Origin of the sequence: Paenibacillus dendritiformis (genome assembly GCF_945605565.1) — a bacterium.
Classification (GTDB): Bacteria; Bacillota; Bacilli; order Paenibacillales; family Paenibacillaceae; genus Paenibacillus_B; species Paenibacillus_B dendritiformis_A.
The window spans coordinates 2,956,625-2,970,286 of the sequence record NZ_OX216966.1 but is presented as its reverse complement, the minus strand read 5'-3'; the positions used below and the strand labels follow the sequence as shown (position 1 = coordinate 2,970,286).

At 49.4% G+C, this 13,662-nt stretch carries 16 protein-coding genes; 2 read left to right on the top strand and 14 right to left on the bottom strand.

The window, feature by feature from the left end:
- Positions 1 to 62: 62 nt before the first annotated feature.
- The 7 genes from NNL35_RS13055 to NNL35_RS13025 form a co-directional block, all read right to left on the bottom strand.
- Positions 63 to 1,316: an ACP S-malonyltransferase gene (locus NNL35_RS13055; RefSeq protein WP_006675275.1), complete on the bottom strand. Its 1,254-nt coding sequence runs from the start codon at positions 1,314 to 1,316 to the stop codon at positions 63 to 65.
- 37 nt (positions 1,317 to 1,353) lie between these two features.
- Positions 1,354 to 2,409, bottom strand: coding sequence for an HAD-IIIC family phosphatase (locus NNL35_RS13050; RefSeq protein WP_006675274.1), 1,056 nt, complete (start codon positions 2,407 to 2,409; stop codon positions 1,354 to 1,356).
- 32 nt (positions 2,410 to 2,441) lie between these two features.
- Complete coding sequence (locus tag NNL35_RS13045) at positions 2,442 to 3,578, bottom strand: acyl-CoA dehydrogenase family protein (protein WP_238535271.1); 1,137 nt, start codon at positions 3,576 to 3,578, stop codon at positions 2,442 to 2,444.
- An 11-nt stretch (positions 3,579 to 3,589) separates the two neighbouring features.
- Positions 3,590 to 3,841 (bottom strand): acyl carrier protein, encoded by a 252-nt coding sequence (locus tag NNL35_RS13040; protein WP_006675272.1) that lies wholly within the window; start codon positions 3,839 to 3,841, stop codon positions 3,590 to 3,592.
- 54 nt (positions 3,842 to 3,895) lie between these two features.
- Positions 3,896 to 4,744, bottom strand: coding sequence for a 3-hydroxyacyl-CoA dehydrogenase family protein (locus tag NNL35_RS13035; RefSeq protein ID WP_006675271.1), 849 nt, complete (start codon positions 4,742 to 4,744; stop codon positions 3,896 to 3,898).
- Between the two features lie 58 nt (positions 4,745 to 4,802).
- On the bottom strand, positions 4,803 to 5,051 hold the full coding sequence (locus NNL35_RS13030) for a hypothetical protein (protein WP_006675270.1): 249 nt from the start codon (positions 5,049 to 5,051) through the stop codon (positions 4,803 to 4,805).
- A 349-nt stretch (positions 5,052 to 5,400) separates the two neighbouring features.
- A complete protein-coding gene (locus tag NNL35_RS13025) occupies positions 5,401 to 6,315 on the bottom strand; it encodes a BtrH N-terminal domain-containing protein (RefSeq protein WP_006675269.1) in 915 nt (304 codons plus the stop codon).
- A gap of 640 nt (positions 6,316 to 6,955) precedes the next feature.
- On the opposite strand from NNL35_RS13025, the gene NNL35_RS13020 reads away from it, so the two are divergent.
- Positions 6,956 to 7,111, top strand: coding sequence for a hypothetical protein (locus tag NNL35_RS13020; RefSeq protein ID WP_158000425.1), 156 nt, complete (start codon positions 6,956 to 6,958; stop codon positions 7,109 to 7,111).
- A gap of 136 nt (positions 7,112 to 7,247) precedes the next feature.
- On the opposite strand, the gene NNL35_RS13015 is transcribed toward NNL35_RS13020, so the two are convergent.
- From NNL35_RS13015 to NNL35_RS12995, 5 genes are all read right to left on the bottom strand, one after another.
- Positions 7,248 to 7,535, bottom strand: a complete 288-nt coding sequence (locus tag NNL35_RS13015; RefSeq protein WP_006675268.1) for a stage VI sporulation protein F — start codon at positions 7,533 to 7,535, stop codon at positions 7,248 to 7,250.
- Between the two features lie 162 nt (positions 7,536 to 7,697).
- A complete protein-coding gene (gene recG / locus NNL35_RS13010) occupies positions 7,698 to 9,746 on the bottom strand; it encodes an ATP-dependent DNA helicase RecG (protein ID WP_083835488.1) in 2,049 nt (682 codons plus the stop codon).
- 22 nt (positions 9,747 to 9,768) lie between these two features.
- Positions 9,769 to 10,635 (bottom strand): DegV family protein, encoded by an 867-nt coding sequence (locus tag NNL35_RS13005; RefSeq protein ID WP_006675266.1) that lies wholly within the window; start codon positions 10,633 to 10,635, stop codon positions 9,769 to 9,771.
- A gap of 16 nt (positions 10,636 to 10,651) precedes the next feature.
- Complete coding sequence (locus NNL35_RS13000) at positions 10,652 to 12,346, bottom strand: DAK2 domain-containing protein (protein WP_006675265.1); 1,695 nt, start codon at positions 12,344 to 12,346, stop codon at positions 10,652 to 10,654.
- 54 nt (positions 12,347 to 12,400) lie between these two features.
- A complete protein-coding gene (locus NNL35_RS12995) occupies positions 12,401 to 12,760 on the bottom strand; it encodes an Asp23/Gls24 family envelope stress response protein (protein WP_006675264.1) in 360 nt (119 codons plus the stop codon).
- A 170-nt stretch (positions 12,761 to 12,930) separates the two neighbouring features.
- Between NNL35_RS12995 and rpmB the strand changes: the two genes are divergently transcribed.
- Complete coding sequence (gene rpmB, locus NNL35_RS12990) at positions 12,931 to 13,119, top strand: 50S ribosomal protein L28 (RefSeq protein WP_006675263.1); 189 nt, start codon at positions 12,931 to 12,933, stop codon at positions 13,117 to 13,119.
- 62 nt (positions 13,120 to 13,181) lie between these two features.
- Here rpmB and NNL35_RS12985 read toward each other — a convergent pair whose 3' ends face one another.
- Both NNL35_RS12985 and spoVM read right to left on the bottom strand, forming a co-directional pair.
- Positions 13,182 to 13,433 (bottom strand): hypothetical protein, encoded by a 252-nt coding sequence (locus tag NNL35_RS12985; protein ID WP_006675262.1) that lies wholly within the window; start codon positions 13,431 to 13,433, stop codon positions 13,182 to 13,184.
- An 89-nt stretch (positions 13,434 to 13,522) separates the two neighbouring features.
- Positions 13,523 to 13,603 (bottom strand): stage V sporulation protein SpoVM, encoded by an 81-nt coding sequence (spoVM, locus tag NNL35_RS12980; protein WP_006675261.1) that lies wholly within the window; start codon positions 13,601 to 13,603, stop codon positions 13,523 to 13,525.
- Between the last annotated feature and the right edge of the window lie 59 nt (positions 13,604 to 13,662).

Genomic DNA, 13,662 nt, shown 5'->3' with positions numbered 1-13,662 from the left:
CGTGAACATAACTCGCATGCTTACCTGTACTTTCTTAACGCCGCATTCATGATCTTCGTTGTTTATAAGGCGTTATATACGGTTGCAAACCGGTAGAAAGAATTGGTTTCATCCAATAACGTTTTTACGCAGTTTTTCAATTGTTTCGGCTCAAGCCTTTTCATTCGAAGTGCGGCAATCAGCATATCGAGCATTTCCGCATGCGGGTCGGCTGCCGTTCCCGCATGATTCTTTTGTTGCTCATTATATTTTTCTTTAATTTTTTCATAGATTTTAACAACTTCTTTATATTCGTTTTGGTTCTGGTTTTTGTTCTCGGTGGACACGAGTATGCTCAGGCATCTTCCCGCAAAATTGGGCATATCCTTGACAAAATTCGGATCGGATTGGAACAACTCATCCAGCTTTTGCTTGTCATTTATCAAGCCATAGCAATACGTTTTGATATTCGGTTGATCTTCCTTAATAAATTCAGACAATAATAACTTCGGACTCATTTCAATCGTCGCCGTAACGCCATATTTATGAAACAGGTTACTAGCCGATGTAAATAACACGGGACTGATTAAATGGTAAGTTAGCGTTTTTGCTATTTGAGCCGGATCGGAGAAAGGAGCTCCGGAATAATTCGAAATGACAGGAAAACGGAATGGATAAAATTCAAACCCATTCATAAAATCCAAATATTCCATGCAAATCTCATTCATTGCAGGAGAGTGAATGGGCGGACTATGAAATAGCGGAGACACAATGGCCTCCTTATCCAGCAACAGCTGCTCAACCGCTTCAAGCTTGTCGTTCCATCCGCTGATTGCATATTGGCTCTCGGAATTAAAGCATGAAATATAAACGCTATCCTGTGCATGGGATGCCTTAATGCAATCTTCTATCATTTGCGAGCTGGCTTGTTCAATGATTGCCATATGCCCCATATTCTTTTGTATGATCCTGCTTACCAGCTCTCCCCGTTTCATCATGATGGTGATCGCATCCGCGAAGGTCATCGCGCCTGCACTCACCAACGCGGCATATTCTCCAATACTATGGCCAACGGCAAATTGAGGGTACACGCCATAGTCGTTCATATACGCCCTGAATATCGCAATCTCCGTAGTCAGAATGGCAAGCTGCATATTTGAAAATTCATTAAGGCTGCTTACGGTCCCACTGAAGCAGAGGTTAGCCAAATCCAGGCCTGAGACATCGCTTGCTTCCTCAAAGGTCTGCCTGGCTATCGGATAATGATCATAAAATGCTTTTCCCATCTGCAAAAACTGAGTGCCTTGCCCCGGAAAAAGAAAAGCGAATTTCTCCATTTTCGACTCATGCCTCCTTGTACTATAAGGAATGTCCTTAATCATTTACGACTAGCTTGATATAATCCGGCAGCGGCTGTATCGCGGACAGATCATTTTCGAAGATGATGAAATCTCCTTCCTCATGAACCTCCTGAAAGCCGGCAAATTTATACGTCACATACATTGTCCGATTTTTATCCGTGGATACAAAATCGGCGCGCAGCGTCACATTGGCCTTTTTGGCCAGGTTCATAATGTGGTTGATCATCACGGTCCCGACGCCGCGCGACATGACGCGGCAAGACATGAGAAGGAGCTTGATTGTCCATACCTCTTGCCCCAGGTCGACAATGGCAAGCCCGATCTTTCCGTAGGTTCCATATTTATCTTCCAAATCTGAAATTAACAGCAGGGAGGTATCCGATTTTCTTAACTTATCGATTTCTTCATAGGAATAGGTGTAACCGGTTGTATTCAACTGGTGGGTTCTTACCGTTAATTCCTCGGCACGCTGTAAGTCCCCTTCACCTACCCTGGATATCGTGAATTTCATATTCAGCGACGCCAAGAACTCTTCATGCGTACCTGTGAAGCTTTCCTCGGCACGATTGCGGTTGATATCGCATAAATACATTTTTCTTCGATTTTGGGAGTCTTGCGTAATAAAATTCGGATTCATTTCCGGCATACTCAGGAGTACTGGTAAATCTGAGGCATCGATACAGAGGACGTCAGGATGAACAAACTGGACTTCTTCTCTTTCAAAGGGTTGATCGTCAATAAATGCGATCGTGTCTATCCCGATATTAATCGATTTGGCAATCGCCGCGATGGAAGAGGACTTCGCGTTCCAGTTGATTTGAGGATGAATGAAATATTCCTGGAGCCCGAACTCTTCCAGTTTGTCCATGGCCGATTGATGCTCGTTTTTGCTCGCAACAGACTGCAATATTCCCCGGCTGTCAATCGTTTTGATAATCTCAACAACTCCATCCCGAAGCGTGACATTGCTGTCTTCGAGAAGGATCCCATCCCATAGCGTATGGTCCAGATCCCATACAATACATTTCATTTTTTGTTTTTCTTTCTGCGCGGAGATATGATTATTCATACATAATTCCTCCAACCCAGCTATAATAACGGCTATATATTTCTAATCGTGTGAAGCGCGATCAGCATCTCATGCATCTGTGAGGTTCCTTCAATAATTTCATTAATTCGGGCATCCCGCAAATACCTTTCCACCGGATAATCACGGCTGCATCCATTCGCTCCATGGATTTGCACAGCATCGCTAGCGACCTGATTAACCATTTTGGACGCAAAATATTTGGCCGTCCATGTCTCCATTATCGAATCGGGATCCATGACATCCTTCAAATACCCCGAATGATAACACAACAGCCTTGCAGCCTTCACATTTACGGTCATTTCCGTTATCATCTTCTGGATCAGCTGGTTCTCCCGTAATGCCTTGCCGAATTGCCTTCTTTTTCTTGAATAGTGAACCGACTGCTCCAAGCAAGCCTGCCCCAAGCCCACACATCCACAGGCTACCGTATATCTGCCGTAGTCGAGACAATGCAAGGCCACATGTGATAATCCCGTCCCGACGCTGCCAACCAGGTTTTCCTGCGGGATTACACAATCGGCCAGATGCAGTTCCGCCAGCATCGAAGCTCTGGCGCCCAACATGCCGGTTATAGGAGTTGTGGTAAAGCCAGGAGTGTTGCGTTCGACCAGAAAAGCCGTTGGCTTGCCTTCGCACTGCGCAAATACCAAATAAATATCCGCTATCTGTCCCATCGTGATCCATTTTTTATGTCCATTGAGTACATAACTATGGTCGGATGCAACCGCCACCGACTGCACATTCTTGGCATCACTGCCCACCCCTGGCTCGGTGAGCGCAAAAGCGCCGATCATTTCACCGGCGGCCATTTTCGGCAGCCATTGACTTCTCTGTTCATCACTTCCCCAGCGAAGAAGAGCCAGTGCCACCATTCCATGTACGGTCAGCAAGCTTCGCAAGGAAGAGCATCCGCGCCCAATTTCTTCATTCAGGATGCCAATGGTAACCCAGTCCAGTCCCATTCCGCCATACTCCTGCGGCAGCATGGAGCCTAGGTAACCCTTCTCCTTCAATCGCTCGATTAATTCGGGATCAAGGCGCTCTTCTCTGTCGTTCTTTTCAGAATAGGGTGTCACGACATCATCTACGAATTCCCTGAAGTCCGTTTGCCAGTTGAGCTGTTCCTTCGTCAATTCCATTTTCATCATACATACCTACTTTACAGATTATTAACAACCCCGGCTTTTCTCTCAATCAGTTCAACTATTTTATTGATTGACCTGAAATTGTTGATGTCCAGATCTTTATTATCAACCCGGATATGAAATTCTTTTTCGAGGAACATGACCAATTGCATCGCAAACAAAGAGTTGACAAATCCCAATGAAAAGATATCGTCATCATCCTGTAATTCATGCTTTCTGAAAAACTTGCTCAGAAATTGCTTGATTTTTACCTTTGCCGCTTCCATAACTATCTCCTTTCTTATCTACCATCCAATTTGGCCATTCGCCTGCACCGAGCTTTATTCATATGTATAAAATCCTTGTCCCGACTTTCTGCCGCACAAGCCGGCCTCGACCATTTTCCGCAGCAGGGGGCAGCAGCGAAATTTAGAATCTTGATAACTTTCATATAGCACATCCAATGATTGCACCACGGTATCTAAGCCTATCAAATCAGCCGTTTCCAAGGGGCCCATAGTATGGGAGTAACATTTCTTGAAAATTTCGTCCACTTCCTGAGGGGAAGCCACCTGGTCCTGAACGACAAAGGCCGCTTCATTCATAAATAAATGAGAAATTCGGTTGGATACAAAGCCTGGGTAATCATTCACTACGATCGTTTCTTTACCAATGGATAAGAGCAGGTCCTTAATCTCCTCTATCGTCGAGTCCGCTGTATGATATCCGCGGATGACCTCAACCGCCGGCTTCATAGGCACTGGATTCATAAAATGAGCTCCCGCTATTCGGGATGGCCGTTTCGTTAATGCTGCGATTTTCGTAATCGAGATACATGAAGTATTAACCAGGATGACAACATCATCCGGACAGATACGGTCCAGCTTTTGATACACTTCCTTCTTGGTCTCCCATCTTTCCGTTACGTTCTCGACGACATAATCCACATCGGCAAGCAACTCATAATCCGTAGATAATCGTATTCTCGACAGTACGGCGTCAGGATCTGCCACGGCTTCACCTCTTCGGAATAATCCCTGAAACCTGACGTTGTTGTATATTTCCTCGCTTGCTGTCAACAATAGATTCTCGCATATATCGATGAGTACGACCGGATAGCCTGACTGGGCGAAGGCCTGGGCAACGCCTTTACCCATAACGCCAGCGCCAATAACGCCTATTTTTTTCACAGTTTATCCTCCATCAGTTGAAATACGAGCCGTCAATAACTGCAAGCTTTCTATCTCATTACTCAACAGGTGCGGAATCGTTAATTAAAATGCCATGAAGCAATAGCTCTTCAATAAAAGCTTCAAATTCTTCAAACGGGTAACTCTCATTATAGAGCTCATGAATCGTAACATACCTCTCCGATGCGGGTTGGATGATATGATAGATTTCATCCTCCATAAAAAAGGATTCGCGAGTCACAACATCCGTAAATAGCTTTCCGCTTTTGAAATTTTCAACGGCCATTTTTGGATTCAATGTGTACAACAAAATACCACCTATCTATAAATTATTCTGTTTAGAGTGTGTACTAATGGTTTTAACGCTTTAACTATAAACTAAGCTAGCAAATCTTAAGTAGGGCGTTTTGAAGCGCCAAGGGTCCCGATTCTTACCACTTCCAGCTTCTTCATTGTTATGCACCTCCTCAATTAGGGATTCAGCCTATCAAGAAGAGTGTATTTATGCCCCTCGTAAGTACTTATTGTTTTACTTCATCAATAACCCCAAGCTTATACACTTTAAGTTGTTTCATTGTGCGGCACCTCCTTTTCAGTCAACTCATTAGTACACACACAAAAAAGAACAATGAATACCGGCACGGAAAGTCTATCCTCTATGTAAAATCGACTAGTTGTTTATTTATATCCATTTCTCGTTTCAACAGATTATCTAGTTGAGCATCCAATGGAAGAGGCGAATCATTGGTATAATTTTTATAGATATCAACAGAAAATCTCTCCCATAATTGAATGCAGTCGGAAATTATGTTTTGCAGATTTGGCTTATTGCCAGGCAGACTTCTTACTAAGTAATGCTTTGAGATAATCGGTCCATTCGGATTTTTAATTGACTTCAGCAACTCAAAATATGAAAAAGAGCGGTAAAAAGAATCTAAGGAATTTATATTCTCTATTTCCATTTTCAGAACATTGAATTGATGCTGAAGCGTTGATAAAATTCTATCCGCATTTGCCTTGATTACCTCTCGAATTGAGTCTTTAATCTGCTGAAAGCTGTACTCCGCTTCAAAATGTAAATCAAGCAAACAATTTTTATACTCCTTTACATTATCCATGGCGAGCTTCAAATCTTCCCTGCTCAAAGCAGCGTGCTCATATTTGTGGTCGCTTAACGTAAACTGGTCACTTGCTGAATCATAGGATCTTAAAATTATGAAATGGGTACCAATATTTTTTTTGTAATTTACAGCATCATAAGGCAAGAAAAAACAATTGGTGCATACCGTTTGCAGATCATTTTCGCCCATCCTTTTCATAACAACGTTTAGCGCTTCCTCATGATTGCTAAAGAGCTTTTTTTCTATGGATAATCCGGTACATATGCGGAAATGTTCATCATCGATAACACTGCCCTTTATATTCAGAAGCGGGAAAGGTTCGTTCCTTTCCTTGCTTACCGTAAACGTATGCCCACCGAGCAAATGAAAGATATCCACTTGTTCCAAAGCGACATTACGCAATTGGCATAACTCTGAAATGACATAATAATAACAATGTTTATTGTCCATATTCATCCCCTAACACGGTTTATTACGAATTAATCACATCAGTATTGTAGGTTTATTTCGTAACAAGCGTTAGTATTCCATAATTGCTTATTAAATCTCACGGCATGCATGAACCCTCACGATTTTTCCTTGCGTCAGCAGAGCCGACATGGTCTGAGCATCAGGCGGGAAATACAGTATTCACATGTCATCGTTATTCCATGTAGACAACAATGTGTGAAGTGATGAAAACTGATGAAGATGAATGGAGCAGAAGCATCGTATGCGAAGAAAATCATAATGAAGCAGGTTGAGGTAAATTCCATGATGTGCTTAAAAATGAAGGAGTAAAGCAGAACAAAATATACTCTCCTGGAGAGCTTGCATTACATCCGCGTGTCATGCTGAGATAGAGCTGCATCCTTTCACGCGTTCCCAAGTTTCACGGGCATTTTCTAATCTGGAGAAGCTATGGCTATTAAAGTAATATTTAATAAAGATATTCTGTAGAACTGATTTATAGAAATAATGTTTTATATCATCCTATTCCTATTGCGTGACATGTCAGAAGGGACTGCCCCATAGGCATTGAATTGACGCAGGCAAGACGGGACAACAGAGGAGGTAGAGGCAGGAAGATCAGCGGGATGAGCGGTCGAAGATGGTTGAGGCAGCCAATCCTGCATTGGTGCAGGAATTTACGCTATATCAGCCCTATCTGATGATATTCCTGCAAAAGTACATCCTTTTCGCGGATTTTTGCTTTCAACCCACAGGCATGGCGGAAATTCCTGCCGTTTTGCAGGAATGTCGATAACGGAGTAGACGTCAGAATGAAAAACTGTATGTTCGCAGTTTTTTCGGCAAGTCGAGCGGTTAGAAGCAGGTTGGGGCTGTCTCACAGTAGCTCAAACTACTTATGGGACAGCCCCTTGACGCGACAGCCTCTTCCCTTAGCGGAACATCCCCCACAGCTTCAGGAGATGGAACGTATTGTTCGGGTCAATCTTCTGCGCCAGCACGAACTGCACGATCGCTTCCTCCTGCTGGGCGCTGATGGACTCGTTCAGCGCACTCGTTACTTTGCGCAGCAGCCGGCGGACCGTCTGGCGGTTCTGAAGATCCGCCTTCGTCACGCCGTCCACAATCTGCTTGACCCGCTCCTTCATGGCGGGCTGCTTCATCTTCAGTTTAATTCGTTCAACGAGCTGCGGGCTGATTCCGTATTTCGTATAGCTCATCTTCGTCGGCACACCTCCGGAACACAAGTTGGCCAGAGCTCATCGGAGCGAGCTCGAATGGCACTCTGTTCCAATATATGTCCGAACGCTTGTCTGCTATCCGCCCGAATTGCCCAACCGGCCGGAAAGCCATCCGGCCGGCCGCCCGCGAACGACTCGGGGCTAATCCATCCGCTCGCCCTGGAGCAGCTGCTCGCGCTGCAGCACCTCCCGCAGACCGCCATAATCCGGCGACGTCCAGAACGTCTCCGACCGGATCAGCGCGGCCGCATCATCGCGCGCCTGCTCCAGCACCGCGTAGTCATTCGCCATATCCGCCAGCTTGAACTCCGGCAATCCGCTCTGCTTCGTTCCGAAAAAATCCCCCGGACCGCGCAGCTCCAGATCGCGCTGCGACAGCTCGAAGCCGTCCTCGGTCTCGGTCATGATGCGCATCCGCTCCTGGCCGACCTCCGACTTCGGATCGGCGATCAGCACGCAATACGACTGATGCCCGCCCCGGCCAACCCGGCCCCGCAGCTGATGAAGCTGCGACAGCCCGAATCGTTCCGCATCCATCACGATCATGAGCGTCGCATTCGGCACGTCCACGCCGACCTCGATGACCGTCGTCGAGACGAGCACCTTCGTCTCTCCGGCGCTGAAGGAACGCATCGCCTCATCCTTCTCGGCCGGCGTCATCCGTCCGTGCAGCAGCCCGACAGGCAGATCAGGGAAGGCCTGCTGCATCTGCACATGCACGTCGATGGCGTTCTGCACGTCCAGCTTGTCCGATTCCTCAATCAACGGACAGATGACATAAGCCTGATGCCCGGCCTCCGCTTCCCGGCGAATGAAGCCCAGCACCCGATCGAGCATGTCGTGCTTGACCCAATACGTCTTGATCGGCTTGCGGCCCGCCGGACGTTCCCGAATCGACGACACGTCCAGGTCGCCGAAGACCGTAATCGCCAGCGTTCGCGGAATCGGGGTTGCGGTCATCGTCAGCACATCCGGATTCCAGCCCTTCCGGCGCAAAATGCTACGCTGATTGACCCCGAAGCGATGCTGCTCGTCGGTGATGACGAGACCGAGCTTCCGGTACTGGACATCCTCCTGAATCAGCGCATGCGTCCCGACCAGGATGTCGATCATGCCCATCTGCAGCGCCGCAAGCACATCGCGGCGCTTCCGCTCGGTCAGACTGCCGGTCAGCAGCCCGACCTCAATGCCATGCGGCTCGAACAGCTTCGACAGCGAACGCATATGCTGCTCCGCCAATATTTCCGTCGGGACCATCAACGCCCCCTGGTACCCCGCCCGGACAGCCGCATACAAAGCGGTCGCGGCAACGACCGTCTTGCCTGATCCGACATCGCCCTGCAGCAGCCGGTTCATGCAGGACGGCTGGCGCATATCATGCAAAATGTCGGTAATCGCCTGCTTCTGCCCGTCCGTCAGCTCGAACGGCAGACTGCGGGTGAATTGGCGCACCGTCGCATTGTCGACCATGAATGCGACACCGTCCGAGCGCTCGCGGGTCAGCGCCCGGAAGGCATGCAGCTTCAACTGGAACAGCAGCAATTCTTCATAGACGAGCCGCCGCCGCGCCTGCTTGCCTTCTTCGACATCCTGCGGCAAATGCATCGCCCGCACCGCTTGCTTGCGCGGTATCAGCCGATAGCGCCGGAGCATCTCCGGCGGAAGCGGCTCTGTCATCGCTTCGCCGAACTGCTGCAGCGCCTGGGCAATCGTCTTGCGCATCCACGCCTGCGTAATCTTGCCCCCGACCGAGTAGACCGGCTGCAGCGTGCCAATCCGGCTTGTCCCTTTATCGGGGAATTCCGACGTCGACACCGTCAGCTGCATCCGGCGCTGATCCCACTTGCCGGTCAGCACAATATCCCGCCCCTGCTCCAACTGCTCGCGCAGATACGGGCGGTTGAACCAGGTGGCCGTAATCAGCCATTCCTCCACCAGCACGCGGCAGGTCAGCCTGGACTTGCGGCCGTACCGCTGCAGGACGGGCTGGCTCATAATGCGTCCTTCGACCGTAACTTTATCGCCATCCTTCACTTCGCTCAGGCGGCGGAGATGAAAATCTTCATAGCGGAAAGGGAAATAATCGAGCAAATCGGCAACGGTAAAAATGCCAAAGGCGTGAAGCTCGGTTTGTTTCAACGCGCTCACGCCTTTGACCATGGTTACGGGACATTGACTCAATGGAATCATGGCCGGTAACGTCCGTATCCTGTCAGGACGATGCTTCGTCCGCAGGCCACATGAAGACGGCAGCGACGCCGGTCCCGACATGGGTACCGATGACGGAGCCTACGATCGTGTAGTCCATGGATCGAACGTCCAATGTATTCTGAATCGCTGCCGCCAATTCATCCGCTGCCGACGGATTGCTCGTATATCCCATGACCGTATGCACCGGTCTTCCCTCGAATTCCTGCTTCAGCATTTCCAGGATGCGGGCCACCGCTTTCTTATGTCCCCGCACCTTTTCGACCGCATACACTTCTCCCCCATCATCGATCGAGAGAATCGGTTTAATATTGAGCAGTGTGCCGAATAAAGCTGCTGCTTTGCCGATGCGGCCGCCCTTTTGCAAATATTCCAATGTATCAACCAAGAAAAAAAGCTTGCGTTCCCGCTGATAACGTTCAATCATGGCCAAAATTTCTTCTTTCGTACGGCCTGCCTCCGCCATCTTGGCGGCTTCCACCACGATGAGCCCGAATCCGTAGGATGCCGACTTCGAATCGACAATCGTAATGTCGGCCTCTTCTTCCATCATGTTCTTCGCGAGCACTGCGGATTGATACGTTCCGCTGAATGCGGCCGACAGATGAATCGAAATGATCTGCGTGTCCGGCTCGGCATTCAACCGCTTGAACACCTCCAGGAACTCGATAGGAGAAGGCTGGGACGTTGTAGGCAGCCGCTTCGCTTCAACAAGCAATTGATAGAACCGCTCTGCATTGATCGTGACCGCATCCTGGTACATATCGTTCCCGAAATGCACCTTGAGCGGAATCATCTCAATGCGGTAGCGTTCGCGTAATTCCTGCGGAATATCCGCTGTGCTATCCGTGACGATACGGATAGATGCCATTCACATCCCTCCTTCGTTACTCTACAGAGATAAGATATGCATAAATAGGCTGTCCGCCCTCATGGACTTCCACTTCCGCGTCCGGATACTGCTCGCTCAGCCATTCGATTAGCGCTTCCGTATCTTCCGCCTTCGCCTCTTCGCCGGCAAGCAGTGTAATGACCTCGCCGCCGTCCTCCAGCATCTTCGCGAGCAATTGCTGCAGCGTGTCGCTCATCGATTCGGTCGTCACGACAATCTTGCCGTTAGCGATGCCCATATAGTGGCCCGCCTTAATATCCAGCCCGTCCAGCGTCGTATCGCGCACGGCGTAGGTAACTTGTCCAGACACAATATGGCTGACCGCATCCTGCATCGCGGTCCGGTTCACCTCCAGGTCTTCGTCCTCCTGGAAGGCGAAGGCCGCCGCAATGCCTTGCGGGATCGTCTTCGTCTCGATGACCGTCACTTCACGGTCCACGAATTCCGCAGCCTGCTTCGCCGCCATCACGATATTCGAATTGTTCGGCAGGATGAAGATGTGCTGCGCCGTAATCTTGCCGATAGCATCGATGAAATCCTGCGTGCTCGGATTCATCGTCTGGCCGCCGGACAGGACGATGTCCACCCCGAGACTGGTGAAGATGTCGTGGATGCCCTGTCCCATCGCAACGGCGATGAAGCCATAAGGAGCAATCTCGTCCGCAGGCGGCTCCACCGGAACGCTCTCCGTGGCGATATTCGCAATCGGCATCTCCGCGAACAGCTCAGGCATCGCGGACACTTCTCCATGCTCCCCTTGCAAAATATCGCGATGCTGCTCGCGCATGTTCAAAATATGAATCCGGATCAATTCCCCGTACTGCATCGCCAGATCAAGCACTTCGCCCGGCTTGCGGGAATGAACATGGACTTTGATAATATCGTCGTCTGCGATAACGATAATGGAATCCCCATTTTTTGCAAGCGCTTTCCTGAATATATCTTCATGAAATGGCACAGCTGCAGCGCGATTGCGGGTACGATCGATAAAGAATTCCATATCATATAAAAACTCGATGTCTTCCGTGTGCAGCTTGGCTTGCGCCGGCATTGGCGCCGCAGTCGTCTTCTCGACCGGAACCGATATGACCGCTTCGGCAGCTCCTTCCGCCCCTGCTTCCAGCACAGCCAGAAATCCTTCATAAATATAGACCAAGCCTTGTCCGCCCGAGTCGACGACCCCGACTTGCTTCAGCACAGGCAGCATGTCCGGCGTCTTGGCCAGCGCTTCCTTGGCCTTGTTCGTCACTTCCCGCATGAACTCGACCAAGTCCGGCGTCCGGCGCGCAATATAGACGGCATGCTTCGCCGCTTCTTTCGCGACCGTCAGTATCGTGCCTTCCACGGGCTTGACCACAGCTTTATAAGCAGTGTCCACGCCGCCTTGCAGCGCGTGGGCGAATTGGAATGCGTTCACTTCGTCAAGGCCGGCTACGGCCCGGCTAAATCCCCGGAACAATTGGGACAGAATCACTCCCGAGTTCCCCCGGGCGCCCATAAGCAGCCCTTTGGACAGCACCTCCGCCGTTTTGGCGATAGACGTGGACGGCTTCGCTTTCATTTCGGTAATGCCCGCAGTCATCGTCAAATTCATGTTCGTCCCCGTATCTCCATCCGGGACTGGAAAGACGTTCAACGTATTGACGTGTTCGGCATGGCGATTGAGCGAATCGGCCCCGCCAAGCACCATACTGGCAAATTGTGCTCCATTTAAAGAACGCTTGTTCAACGAATATTCCCCTTCCTAGCTTAGTACGCGTACGTCCTGTACAAAGATGTTCACTTGGTCCACTGCGAGACCGATGTCGTGTTCGAGTACATACTTCACCTTGGCTTGGATGTTGTGCGCCACCTCGGAGATTTTGGTTCCGTAACTCACAATAATATATAAATCGATATGTAGACTATCGGATTGTTGGCGCACTTCGACACCACGCGACAAATTGCCTCGTCCGAGCAATTCGGCAATACCGTCCTTCAGTTGCTTGCGCGATGCCATTCCAACGAGTCCATAACATTCCATAGCCGCAGAACCGGCAATCACCGCCACGACTTCTTCCGAAATGTTCACCTTGCCGAATTCCATATCGAGTTGGATGGCCATGGTTCACTCCACTCCTTTTTTTGAGTATTATGGACTAATCAACATTGTACTATAATAGAAAAGAGAAATAAACAAAGTTTTTGATTCGGTTGACTACAGATTTTAAAATATGATATCATATTTAGGTATTTAACGTAAGAAGGGTGTTTTGGGATAAGGAGGTGTAAGGCATGGCTCGCAAATGTTATGTAACGGGGAAAAAACCAGGCTCGGGTAATCACAGATCGCACGCGAACAACAAATCTCGCCGCTCTTGGGGCGTAAACGTGCAAAAGGTTCGCATTATGGTCGACGGCAAACCGAAACGCGTATACGTGAGCACGCGTGCATTGAAGGCAGGTAAAGTGACTCGCGTCTAATCCCGGCCTCCATATAGAAAGAGCACCTGAAGCGCAATCAGGTGCTTTTTTTGATCGCCAATTCATTCGCGATCTTTCGTCTCGACAGACCTCGGACAGGCTTGTATCTCAACGGCTTGGCTTTGCCTCGGGGGAATCGCGGCCCCGGCGCTGTCGTTCCAGCGCGGCACCGCCGGCGACTGGTTATGGATGGTTCTTGTCCGGCATGGTGTACGGCGGATGGCACCTCGGCAATCCTCCGCCGAACGGGCATCCTCATCCAAGTGCGGCTGGGCCGCTGCCCCATGCTTGCCGGACAGCCGTCCGGAGCTCATTACCGTTACTGCCTGTTGCCCCGCTCCCGCACATGCGATCACGGTTCGGATGGATGGATACCGACTCAGCTTCAATGCCGCCTGGAACGTCAGCTTTTTTGAAACGTATTTAAAATCGCCTTGACGAAACCTCCCAAAAACTTCGGCAGCTTAAACGTATAAAACTTCATCTTCCACCCTCCTCGTCATTCTCATCCTACCCCGCTAGTCTCTTGCAACATAAAAAAGG